Consider the following 12,148-nt stretch of genomic DNA (forward strand, 5'->3'; position numbering starts at 1 on the left):
GCCTCCGACTTAATGGATTGTAATGTGTTTTAATTGCGATAAATCCTTCTTTTTTGATTTCATCGAAAATTAAATCCAATTTCGGTGCACTGATTCTCAAGGATTTGCAAATTTTATGAACGTCATAAAATGTTGCAGGTGCATCTGATTCATTTAGACAACTGTTCAATAACTTTCTGGCATTTTTTTCAGTATTGATTTTTTTATGTTCAATTTCATCAATCATTTTCTGGATAAATTCTCTATCCTGAATGTCTCCTAACCATAATGGGCCGGCATGGATTAATTTTTCCCCGCATACCGGACATGTTTCATCAATGGGGCTGGCCAATCCGAAGCTAGTCTGTCTGTGCAAACAATGTTTGCAATGACTAATATATCCTATATTTTTTAAACTTTGATCAGTTTTTTTAGGTCCTTTGTTGACATATAAGTATAGTCTCATATAATGTTCAGTACTGTGGGACATTTTAACTTCAATATACTTTCCATATTTTGACAGGGTAAGTGCCACAAATCCTGCCAAAATTCTTATTCCTGTTTCATGACAATATTCGCTTTTGTATGGTTTGGCATTATATTTACGAATGCATGGTTCTTTATAGGTTCCACATAATGCTGAGGTGTCTGTGGCGGTAACGCATAATAGGGACTTTCTGCGGGCACAGTATCCGGCAGAATCTAGAAACGGTGAAGGTGTTCCAAAGGGATCGATATCAATTACATCAAATTCTCCTCTTTTCATTCTCAAAAACATACTGGCGTCATGTTGAAATACTTCAATGTTTTCCAGATTGTTCAGTTCAATGTTATGTTGTTCATAATAATTGGCCACTTCACTGATATCATTTATGAAAACATTGTCAACTCCGTTGATTTCATTTTTGTAACGAATTCCACGAATTCCGCTTCCTCCAAATAAATCGCATATGTTAATATCTCTGCCCTCTTGTTTTTGAAATACTTGGATTGCAAGTATTGACAAATCCCTGTTCAATTCCATATGTGGGTTGTAGAATACCGGTGCATCTGATGAAATTTTATCAAATTCTGGAAATTCAATTCTTGTTAATCCCTCTTCAATTGTTTTAATTTTATATTCGTCCATTAGTTTCACTCTTGATTGTTTTAATTAATTATGTAATGTTTTAAATATTATTAGATTTAAATATTAGTATAGCAAATTTAAATTGGTGATAATCGTGTCAGATATTAAAGTTCCTATTGCAAAACCGATAATCGGTGAAGAAGAAATAGAAAATGTTGTTGAAGTTTTAAAATCCGGAATGATTGCTCAGGGCCCAAAAGTAGAGGAATTTGAACAATGTTTTGCTGAATGGGTTGGTGCAGAATATGGTATAGCAGTCAACTCCGGTACTGCAGCTTTACACACTGCTCTTCTTTCATGTGAAATCGGTTCTGGTGATGAGGTAATTACTTCTCCGTTTACTTTCATTGCAAGTGGAAATTCAATAGTTTATACTGGTGCCAAACCTGTATTTGCAGATATAGATTTAAAAACTTATACAATTAACCCTGATTCTATTGAGAAACTAATTTCTGAAAATACCAAAGCTATATTGCCGGTTCAATTATATGGTCAGGCTGCAAACATGGATAAAATCAATGAAATTGCAGAAAAATATGGTTTGGTTGTTATAGAAGATGCCGCTCAGGCTCATGGTGCTACATGCAATGGCAGAAATGTAGGAACTCTTGGGGACATGTCCTGCTTTAGTTTTTATCCTACTAAAAACATGACAACCTCCGAAGGAGGAATTATCACCACTGATGATGAGGATTTGGCAGACAATGCAAGAATGTTCAGAGCACACGGATCCAATATACGATATCACCACAATGAAATTGGATATAACTTTAGAATGACTGACATATCTGCTGCAATAGGTCTCGCTCAATTGGATAAGATTGACGGATTTAATGATAAAAGAATTAACAATGCTGATTATCTTAACAAAGGCTTAAAAGATGTTGATGGTGTGATTACTCCTTATTGTGCTTATGGATCTAAACATGTATATCACCAATACACAATCATGGTCGATAAGGGAGACAGGGATGATTGGGTTGAAATCATAAATGAATGTGGTGTAGGAACAGGTATTCACTATCCAATTCCATTATACAATCAACCGATATACAGGGAATTAGGAATCACTGGAAAATGTCCTAATGCAGAACTTGCGGCTGCCAATGTTATTTCACTTCCGGTTCATCCTTCATTAACAAAAGAAGATTTGGATTTGGTAATTGAAGCAGTTAAAACAGCTTCTGATGAAATTGATTAATCTTTCATCTTTTTTTTTAATTTTTTTTAATAAGTTTTAATTATTCTTTTTTTTTTACATTCATCATATTTTTCATTGGCAGGGTCTTATTTTTTTTACATTTTCAGCATATTTTTATAAAATTTGAATAATGTTTATATATTTGTTTTAATATAGTGTTTCTATAAAAATTAATTGATATTTATGGCTACTAAAACTAAATCTAAAAGAATTTTTTATTTTGATGCATTAAGGGCGTTGGCGATTTCATCTGTGATTATATTTCACATTTTTCTAGTTACTCGCGGAAATATTGCTCCTGAATATCCTCTCCATAGTTTTAACTGGTTTTTCTGTGATATTACAGGAGTTTGCTTTAGGTGTGGAGTTGATTTATTTTTAGTATTGTCAGGTGCACTATCCTTGGGTAGAGAATGGGATATTAAGTCATTTTTGGGTAAAAGGCTTCCAAGAATAGTTATGCCGTTTTTATTTTGGGGTATTGTACTTACACTAATTGCTGCAGTTTTATGTATCTGTTTCCCTGCATTATATAATATGATTGACCCTGTTAATTTACCTAATTATTTCAAGTATCTAATTGGGGCATTTTTAGCTAATTCATATGGTTTTGGGCCTTATTGGTTCTTTTGGATGATTTTGGGAACTTATCTAATCATGCCTATTTTTAATAAATGGTTGCTTCACGCGGACTTGAAGGAAGCCGAATACTTCCTGGTATTTTGGCTGATTACTTGTCTGTTTACATATACCTTAAAAATGGAGTTTCCAATTACTCTGACATATTTCACAGGACCAATCGGGATGGTTGTTTTGGGGTACTATTTAAGACACACTGAAAGAAAAATTTTCAATAATCCATACTTCTCTTTATTCATTTTCATAATAAGTAATGTATTGCTTGTAGCGGTGTCTTATTTGCAGTCTGATGTTCATCACATAAAATATTTCGACAGATATTCCATTTACATAGCTTTCCAGACAATAGGTATTGTTCTATTGTTTAAAAACTTTGGCAAGTTCAATATTAAAAGTAGAATTATAGATAAGATAGAACCTTCATTTAAAATATTAATTTTTTCTATAGCAAAATATAGTTATGGAATTTATTTAATTCACCAGTTTGTTCTGAGAATTGTTTTCCAAAAATTCTTCAGTTTTCTACCATATAAAATATTGCTTGTTGTATACTTTGTTGGAATACTGGGCACTAGTTTAATAATAATGGCTTTATTAAATAGAATTCCATATGTTAATCAGGTTATTGGAGCCAAATAGATTATTTCAGCATTTCATTAACTGTTTCTACTTTGGCATCAAGAGTCCTGTTTTCAAGATCTCTTCTGTCATCTACTTTTATGACTGTATATACTCTTCCGATACCTAGTTTAAATATTGCTTCTTGAGCAGTAGCTATCGCAGAGTAGAGTTCTTCAAGGTTATCTGCTTCTATTTGGGTTCCCATTCCAGTCAGCTGATAGTTTAAACCTGAATCCTTAATTGACTGTACTGCTGCGGTTACATAGTCTTTACATTCAGTGGTTTCTGTTCCTACAGGCAATATTGCAAAATCACAAGTTATCATATTTTCACCTTTTGTAAAATTATTTATTTATCTTTGTATAAATCAATTTGTAATGGTTAAGCTAGATAAACAAGAGTTCAATGAAAAGATTTTTTCAAGGATTAATAATTTAATTCATGATTATAAATTGATTAGGGAAGGGGAATTGATAGCGGTTGCATTGTCCGGAGGTAAGGATAGTGTCTTAACATTACATGCACTAAAAAACTATCAGGAATATTTGGATTTTGATTTGGTTGCAATCAGTGTTGATGAAGGTATTGAAGGCTACAGGCAGCACGGAATCGATTCTGCCATAAATAATGCAAGGCAATTGGATATAAAATTGGTTCAAAAATCATTTAAGGATGAAGAAGGTTTCTGCCTTGATGATATCTACCAGGATTTTAAAAGTGCTTGCATTCCGTGTGGTGTTTTCAGAAGAAATATATTAAACAAGACTGCTTATGAGCTTGGAGCAGTGAAAATAGCTACTGGCCATAATTTAGATGATGAAATTCAATCATTTTTAATGAGTTTTGCACGTGGGGATACAATCAAGTTTTCAAAATTCGGACCTGAGCTTGATGTAATTCACCCGAAACTGGTTCCAAGAATCAAACCATTGTGGAACACTCCTGAAAAGGAAGTTGGTATGTGGGCTGTACTGAATAATATTGATATTCATTTGGATGAATGTCCGTATTCTCATTTGTCTTTAAGGGCAAAAATCAAAGAGTTTTTAAATGTCAATGAAGACAGATATCCTGGAATAAAAAATAATGTGATGGAATCATTTCAAAAGATATTGACTTTTGAAAATGATATTCAAACAAGCCTTAATGAATGTGAAGTCTGTGGTGAGCCGACTTCATCCAATGTATGTAAGGCTTGCGAGTTAAAGGAATCAATTTCTCAAAACAGCAAAAATCATGTAAATGATGAATAATGTAACAAGAATTGCTCCTTCTTTTTTATCATATTTTTCTTGTGTTTTACCGAAGACGAAACATAAAACTGTAACGAAAATCATAAACACAACATCAACAAGCATGCTTGAGTCCAGTGGTATTGAGCTTATTGCGCTACTTGCACCCAGTACAAATAGGATGTTGAAGATGTTTGAACCGATTACATTTCCTATAACTAACTCGTTTTCTCCTTTCTTTAAAGCGGTCAGGGATGTTACAAGTTCAGGTAAAGAGGTACCGATTGCTACAATGGTCAAACCTACCAATGTTTCACTCATTCCAAATGCCATTGCTATATATGATGCACTGTCTACAACCATGTCCCCACCAATAATGATTCCTGCAAGACCTACAATCATAAAGACTATGCTTACTGGAAGAGACAGTTTTGGTTTTTCAACTTTGTTTCCTTCGCTTGACTTTCTTGCGTTATAAACAAGATATATGATGTATGCAACCATTATAATCAATAGGATTATTCCTTCGATATTGGTTATATCCCATCCGATAACTATAAAAATTGCCCATAGAATGGTGATTCCTACTAAGAAAGGTAAATCTTTGTTTAATGTTCCTTTATCCATTAATAATTCGCCAAGAAGTGCCGCAATACCGATAACCATCAGTATATTGAATAAATTACTTCCGATAACGTTACTTACAGCCATTGCATTGTTGCCTACTAATGATGATGTAATTGATACGGCCGCTTCGGGAGCGCTTGTTCCTAATGCAACGATAGTCAAACCAACAATGATTGTTGGAATTTTTAGAAGTGCTGCAATGCTACTGGCTCCGTCAACAAAAAAGTCAGATCCCTTAATTAAAAATACGAATCCGACTATCAACAGCACTATTTGGATTATTATTCCTGCATCCATTTTTATTCCTCATCTATTTCTTCTTCTTGAGGTCCTAGGTCTGTAACAAGGACCTTGTCAATTTGGTGACCGTCAATGTCAATGATTTCAAAGATAAATCTGCCACATTCATATTTGTCTTTTTCATCTGGGATCTTACCGCTTAAACTTAGGATAAATCCTGCTAATGTGGTATAGTTGTTCTCATCTTCATCAGGTAATGGGTCTTTAAAATCAAATAACTTTTTAAATTCGTCAATATTGTATCTACCGTCAATCAGCCAGGTTCCGTCATCTCTTTGAACGGCTTTTGGTTCATCTTCTTCATCAATTGCAGGAATGTCTCCAACGATTCCTTCAAGTAAGTCGTTCAATGTTATTAAACCTTCAACACAGCCGAATTCGTCAACTACCAAAGACATGTGAACATATGATTGGTTTTCCTTGAATTCTCTAAGCAATTCCAGGGTTTCCATATGTTCGGAAACAACTAGTGGTTCCTTAACGATTTTGTGAACATCAAATTTTTCATTGCTGAATAAAACAGAAAGGATGTCTTTGGCCTGAACAACTCCAATAAAATCGTCCAGCTCTCCTTTTGCAATTGGAAAGATTGACCTTTTACTTTCGATAATTTTAACTTTATTTATTTCTCTATCATCTTCCATATCAATCCAGATGATTTCGTTACGGGGAGTCATTATGCTTTCAACTTTCTGGTCGTCAAGTTTGAAAACCCTTTTGATAATGTCTTCCTCTTCCTGTTCGATTGTTCCGTCTTCTCTTCCTTCCTTAATCATCAGTTCGATTTCTTCTTCAGTAACGAGGTCATCATTTTTATTTTCGATTCTCATTACCCATAAAAGAAAACTGCTTGATTTGGCAAGAATGATACTTACAGGTTTTGAAACTTTTGTAAGAAATACCATGGATTTGGCGACTTTTAATGAAATTCTTTCAGGGTCGTTTAATGCGATTACTTTCGGAACAATTTCTCCAACAACTAATGTTAAATATGTGCTCACTATAACTACTACAACAACACTTATAGCTTCACTATATGGTACGAATGAAATCAGTTTTGCAAGTGGTTCTGATAATGTTGCTCCACCAAATGCCCCAGTTAAAACCGCAGTAAGGGATATTCCAATTTGCACAGTGGATAAAAATTCATTAGCGTCTTCACCGAGTTCGGCAACAATTATCGCATTTTTATTTCCTTCATCAATATATTTTTGTAATTTTGCTTTTCTAACAGATACGACAGCGAGTTCCGCCATTGACAAATATCCGTTTATTATTATTAAAATTAATATTATGATAATATTTAATGTCGTCCCAATCATTTTTAACAAACCAATTCTTATAAATCACTGGCCCGTTGAAAGTCAGTGTTACCATATATCTCATCTTGCATTTGCTGAACTGCAAGAGAAGCTTCTTCTCGGGTTTCAACCTTTTTAAAGATTCTTCTTTGCTTGACTTTTAATGTTTTTCCACATACGCATTTTCTGGTTGCAACACCTTTTTTTGCATACAACACACGACCGCAGTCGCAACGAAATATAAGATACATGATATTTTTTCCAATTAAAATTAATAGTAATTATAATATTACCAATATAATATATATAAAATTTTCACTATCCTCCAAACATTTTCATGAGTAGTGGTATGAAAACCTGTGAAGGTAAAATAACTAAAGTTGCTATGCTGACTCCTAAGTTAGTTCCAATCACAACCAAAAGGATTCTAAATATATTGTTATTCCATAAATCCCTAAATCCTTCAATTTTGCTTAGGTTTTTAATGTCACTTTGCCTTACTTTTCTGTATTTGGCTTCAGTAAGGCCTGAAAACCAACCTGCTGCAAGTAGGGGATGGATAATTGTCAGCGGAGCAGACAAACCTCCAACAATTGCAGATTGTATTTTGGATCCTGAAAGAATGGATCCTATAAATCCCATCAGCACGCTTATTATTATGAAATCATAGATGTTCCATGCGATATTTATCCCATTAAAATATGCCAGAAAAAATATCACCACAAATGTAATTGGAATCAGGGCAAGGATTATCTTAAGCCATGGAATACCTTTTTTCTCATCTATTTTTTCCAATTCGTGTAGTGGAGGTAAAGTTTCGGGATTGTCCAGATATCTTTCAATTCCTGGCTGGTGTCCTGCACCTACAACTGCGATTACATGGTCTTGTGGGATTTGCAGGAGTTTTCCAGCGAGATATGCATCTCTTTCATGAACTAAAACTTCATAAACACTCGGAGCTTCATCCTTAAATATTTCCATTAAATCATCGATGTTATCTGGATTTTTCAAGTCTTCGATGTCAACATCCTCTTCTTCACCAAAGCCCAAAACGGAAAGCAGTAGTCCATACATGAATTTGGCCTTCTCTCTAATTCCCATTTTATTCAAAGCTCTCTGTAAAGTGGTACTGATGTCCCTGTCAATAAGTGCTATTGGGATTTGCAAGTCCCGGCAGGCTTCAATGGCACCAACCATTTCGGAACCTGGTTTCACATCAACATCGTCTCCAATCTTGGATTGGAAAAAACTGAGAAGTGTTGTTGTAAAAAATAATCCTACTTTATTTTCTTTTATAATTTGAGTAACTGAGATGGTGTCGTCTTCTTCAATTCCATCCATTTGATTTTTAATACGGGTATATCTGCCTCTGTCTAGTTCAATAGCTACTACTTCAGGGTGCTGTTCATATATTGCATCCTTTACCTCTTCAACACTGTTTGCGGATACATGCGCAGTACCTATTATTGTTAAGCATTCTCGTTTCAAAATAACACAACTTTATAAAATTAATCTTATCTAATATTAGAAATTTAAATATTTAAATTTAATCTTTTATTAAATGTATTTCATTATTGGTATAAATAGCTACATTGTCGGTTATGTTTTTTTCACAGCAATAATCGATGTCCTCTTTGTGTCCAAGATTTGTGAGATGTCTGCCGGTACGGCAATTGTAAAATCCTTCCTTTAATGAGCCGTAGTCTCTGCTGGCTAATACTGCAGCCTTTGCAAAGTCACTCAATTCATAGTCGTTTAGGGTTTGACAAATCCAAAACAGTATTTCTCCTGATGCTAAAAAGTCTTCAAGGGCAAATTCCCCACGAACTCCTGCCATCACTACATCAATATGATTTTCTGCGATTTCAACTGATTTTAGGGCCACTGCTTTGGCGTTTATGAGTGATCCTATCAGCACGGTTGAATTCATTTTTTCAAGGATTCTTGTTCCGTTGCTTGTTGTCAAAATCAAGTTTTTTTCATCACTTTCATAGTTTTCAAGAATCGCAGGTGAGTTTCCCAATTCAAAACCTTCGATTTTTGCACCCTGTCTTTCGCCAGCAACAACTCCTCCAATTTCTTCCTTAAGTTTCAAGGCTTCTTTTGGAGTAAAGCATGGAATGATTTTTTCAAAATTGTTCAAAGCCACTGTTATTGTAGTGCTGGCCCTTAATGCATCAACCATTATGGACACGTCATTGCTTACAGTTTCATCTAAACTCAATGTAACATTCATGGAGTAATTTATATTATAGGTATATAATAATTATATACTATGAAAATTATCACAACTCCCATGTGTGAAGAAATTGTTAAGCTGGTGGGCATAAAAGATTATATTGTAAACAAAAATCCTGATGAGGAAGATGGGGATTTGGCGATTTTGCTTTCCGAAAGTAAAGTTAAGATGGATTCTCTGCCAATAAAGCTCAACACTCCTTCACAAATATTTGAAAGCATTAAGAAAGTTTCACAAATTAGCGGAAATGAACTGACTGATGAGGATGTATTGGTGTTTTTCGATGGATATGAACTTGCTAAAAAATATCTAAATTCCAATAATAAGAATGATATCAATGTGAAAGTATACTCTGAATTTTTAAAGGAAATCGTTGATGATGCAGGATTTAATATAGTTTCAGAAAACTTTGAATATGTTTTATATCCCGATTATTTAAAAAGCAAGGTTGAAGAGGATGAAAATCTGGTTGAAATCCCGTCACATGGGAGCATTTCTAAAAATCCTTTTGAAAGAATTGAAGTTAGATATGCCATTTTAGAAACTTTAATATAATCAGTAATTAATATATAATTATAATATAATTGCATTTTTTTGAGAGTGTTAGAGATGTATGAAACATTGATATATACAGGTGGAGTTCACAGAAGTGAAGAAGTTAAAGAACTGATTGAGGATTTGGGAGGCTTTATTCTTCAAGAAAGTATTCAACAGATGGAACTGGTTTTAAATTTAGCAGTTCCAATTGAGGATGTTAATAAAGTTGAGGTTAAAGCTAATGAACTTTTAGCTAAATTGACCGTAGCTCCTATGGCAGGTTCTGAAATAGCTATTGTTTCTCCAACCCTTGCAAGACACCATTTGCCTCATGCTGCATGTGACATTTCCGAATATTTAAGGGAATTCGGTGCAAAAGACAATATGATAGGTCTTGCAAGAGGAGATGGAAAAGGAACTTCAGGTATTACAGAAGAAGAAAAAAGCTTAATAGAAGAGCATGATATTGCGGTTTTTGCTTTAGGCAGTTTTGAAAATTGTATAAAAGAAAAGGCTTTCCTCTATGATGATATTGATATTCCAGTCATTGTTACAGGAGCTCCTTATATCGATGTTGAAGAGCTTCCGGGGGCTGATGCATATGTTGGTGACCTTGGAAGAATTCCAAGAAGACTCAGAAGAGGTCCAGATATAAGGGCACTCGATAAATTAGCAGAAACCATTGAACAAATTTTAAATGATAAAAAACGTGAAATGGCTCTTGACCCACCTTTAGTGCCAGCTATTGTTGTAAAAAATGCAATTGAAAATCAAGTTAGGGAAATAAAAGATGTTATTTCTCCAGCACCGGTTACCTCTCAATTAGATGGTGTTCGTGTAAAATTAAACTATGATAATTATGCGGATGTAATTGCAAATGTAGTTATTGACGGTAAAAAATTATCAGAACTTGCTGAGATTAAAAAATCATTCATGTATGATTATATCTTGGTTAAAATAAATAGTGAGAGTTCTCTAGTTGAGGATTCAAACTAATTTTTCTTTTTTTAAAATCTTCTTTTCATTCCAAAGAAATTAACAGCATCAACCAAATCATTGAATTGTTCTAATTCTCGTTCGATTACATTTTCATCAGTCATGTCAATGCTTAATTCTCCGTCAACACTTAATGTATCGGGTCCACGTCCAACAATTCTTTCAACACCGTCTCTGCTTAATATTCTTTCGGCGTCTAGCTGATGAACAAATGATCTGCCTGGAATAATGACTGCTTCTTTTATTTCGCTTAAATCAAGTTTTTCCAAATCTTCTTTTGTAATTAAACAGGCAATTTCTTTTTCACAGGCTACAACATTAACATTTTCTCCGGTTTCCAGTTTTGAAAATATTTTAGAGATAAACGGTTCTGCAATTTTTGAGGTGATTATTGTTGCTTCACCGGTAATAGGTTTAATGAATTGTAGGAATATTTCATTTTCTTTACTGGCTATTGCAAAAGGGCCTCCGGTTTCTGGGTCACATAACGGGGTGCCGCTAACCCTAAATTTGTATTCTTTATTGATTTGTTTTACCAGCTGTGAAAATTCTTCAACAGGTTGTGATTCAAAATCTTTAAGGATAGGTTCATTACCCAGTATCAATCCTTCATTGAATGTATTTGCAAACCTCATCAAAAGCATTCCTTTTGCACCCCATTCCTCTAGGGAATTACAGGTTTCCCGTAAAACATCTCCATCATTAACTCCGGGGATTATTACTGCGGCTCCAGTCAGGTCAATGTTTTCACAAAATATTTTGCATGCTTTTAGGGCTTCTTCAGGATTTGGATCTTTCACCCATTCCTTTCGGAGTTTGGGGTCAGATGAAAAAATAGTAAATGAAACCTCATTGACTCCATTATTAATCAATCTTGTAGCAGTTTCGCTGTCTGTTATTCCTTTTCCACATGTATATCCCAATATGGAAGGAATTGAAAACTGGTTTAATCCTGCAGTTAGACTTTCCAAATGAGGATAGCAACTTATATCTCCTCCTCCACTGATGTATGCTGATATTTCGCCTCGACCCATATTCATCATCAAAGCGGTTTGAACTTCGTTCATAACTTCAAAGGGTGCTTTGAAATTACCTTGAGCTTCAGCTACTCCTTTACTGCATCTTTCACATCCTATCTTATTAGGTAAACAGTGTGCACAGCCAAATTGTTTTATTCCTTTAACTTTTCTAAAGTAGCAATACTTGCAATATCCATTACAGTCTTTTCCTGGAATTCCTCCAACATCTGCTACAACTTGCATAATATATTTTTATTTAATTCATTTTATTTATAAATAATCGATATTTTTTTTTTAAAAAATTTTGTATTACTTTTAGTATTATTTA

General features: G+C 34.1%; 13 protein-coding genes. 5 read left to right on the forward strand and 8 right to left on the reverse strand.

The window, feature by feature from the left end; genetic code table 11:
* Positions 1-1,108, reverse strand: a 1,108-nt coding sequence (locus tag ACKI2P_RS01840; RefSeq protein ID WP_407374545.1) for a tRNA (guanine(10)-N(2))-dimethyltransferase, incomplete at its 3' end; no start/stop codon positions are given.
* Positions 1,109-1,202: 94 nt separating this feature from the next.
* Here ACKI2P_RS01840 and ACKI2P_RS01845 point away from each other — a divergent pair.
* Both ACKI2P_RS01845 and ACKI2P_RS01850 read left to right on the forward strand, forming a co-directional pair.
* A complete protein-coding gene (locus ACKI2P_RS01845) occupies positions 1,203-2,309 on the forward strand; it encodes a DegT/DnrJ/EryC1/StrS family aminotransferase (protein WP_407374546.1) in 1,107 nt (368 codons plus the stop codon).
* A gap of 183 nt (positions 2,310-2,492) precedes the next feature.
* Positions 2,493-3,587, forward strand: coding sequence for an acyltransferase (locus tag ACKI2P_RS01850; protein ID WP_407374547.1), 1,095 nt, complete (start codon positions 2,493-2,495; stop codon positions 3,585-3,587).
* Position 3,588: 1 nt separating this feature from the next.
* Here the strand turns inward: ACKI2P_RS01850 and ACKI2P_RS01855 are convergent, their stop codons facing one another.
* Positions 3,589-3,894 (reverse strand): MTH1187 family thiamine-binding protein, encoded by a 306-nt coding sequence (locus ACKI2P_RS01855; protein ID WP_407374548.1) that lies wholly within the window; start codon positions 3,892-3,894, stop codon positions 3,589-3,591.
* 52 nt (positions 3,895-3,946) lie between these two features.
* On the opposite strand from ACKI2P_RS01855, the gene ACKI2P_RS01860 reads away from it, so the two are divergent.
* Entirely contained in the window at positions 3,947-4,822 is an 876-nt protein-coding gene (locus ACKI2P_RS01860) for a TIGR00269 family protein (protein WP_407374549.1), read from the forward strand.
* Here ACKI2P_RS01860 and ACKI2P_RS01865 read toward each other — a convergent pair.
* From ACKI2P_RS01865 to comB, 5 genes are all read right to left on the reverse strand, one after another.
* Positions 4,781-5,725, reverse strand: a complete 945-nt coding sequence (locus ACKI2P_RS01865; RefSeq protein WP_407374550.1) for a calcium/sodium antiporter — start codon at positions 5,723-5,725, stop codon at positions 4,781-4,783. The genes ACKI2P_RS01860 and ACKI2P_RS01865 overlap by 42 nt on opposite strands.
* A gap of 2 nt (positions 5,726-5,727) precedes the next feature.
* Positions 5,728-7,050 (reverse strand): hemolysin family protein, encoded by a 1,323-nt coding sequence (locus tag ACKI2P_RS01870; protein WP_407374551.1) that lies wholly within the window; start codon positions 7,048-7,050, stop codon positions 5,728-5,730.
* 17 nt (positions 7,051-7,067) lie between these two features.
* Positions 7,068-7,280, reverse strand: a complete 213-nt coding sequence (locus tag ACKI2P_RS01875) for a DUF1922 domain-containing protein (protein ID WP_407374552.1) — start codon at positions 7,278-7,280, stop codon at positions 7,068-7,070.
* Between the two features lie 67 nt (positions 7,281-7,347).
* Entirely contained in the window at positions 7,348-8,517 is a 1,170-nt protein-coding gene (locus ACKI2P_RS01880; protein ID WP_407374553.1) for a TraB/GumN family protein, read from the reverse strand.
* 58 nt (positions 8,518-8,575) lie between these two features.
* Positions 8,576-9,265, reverse strand: coding sequence for a 2-phosphosulfolactate phosphatase (gene comB, locus ACKI2P_RS01885; RefSeq protein WP_407374554.1), 690 nt, complete (start codon positions 9,263-9,265; stop codon positions 8,576-8,578).
* A 60-nt stretch (positions 9,266-9,325) separates the two neighbouring features.
* Between comB and ACKI2P_RS01890 the strand changes: the two genes are divergently transcribed.
* Together ACKI2P_RS01890 and ACKI2P_RS01895 are read left to right on the forward strand one after the other, a co-directional pair.
* Positions 9,326-9,823, forward strand: coding sequence for a hypothetical protein (locus ACKI2P_RS01890; RefSeq protein ID WP_407374555.1), 498 nt, complete (start codon positions 9,326-9,328; stop codon positions 9,821-9,823).
* A 54-nt stretch (positions 9,824-9,877) separates the two neighbouring features.
* Entirely contained in the window at positions 9,878-10,801 is a 924-nt protein-coding gene (locus tag ACKI2P_RS01895) for a methanogenesis marker 7 protein (protein ID WP_407374556.1), read from the forward strand.
* A gap of 11 nt (positions 10,802-10,812) precedes the next feature.
* On the opposite strand, the gene mmp10 is transcribed toward ACKI2P_RS01895, so the two are convergent.
* Positions 10,813-12,063: a methyl coenzyme M reductase-arginine methyltransferase Mmp10 gene (gene mmp10 / locus ACKI2P_RS01900; RefSeq protein ID WP_407374557.1), complete on the reverse strand. Its 1,251-nt coding sequence runs from the start codon at positions 12,061-12,063 to the stop codon at positions 10,813-10,815.
* Positions 12,064-12,148 lie beyond the last annotated feature (85 nt).

The organism is Methanobrevibacter sp., assembly GCF_045541095.1.
Classification (GTDB): Archaea; Methanobacteriota; Methanobacteria; order Methanobacteriales; family Methanobacteriaceae; genus Methanocatella.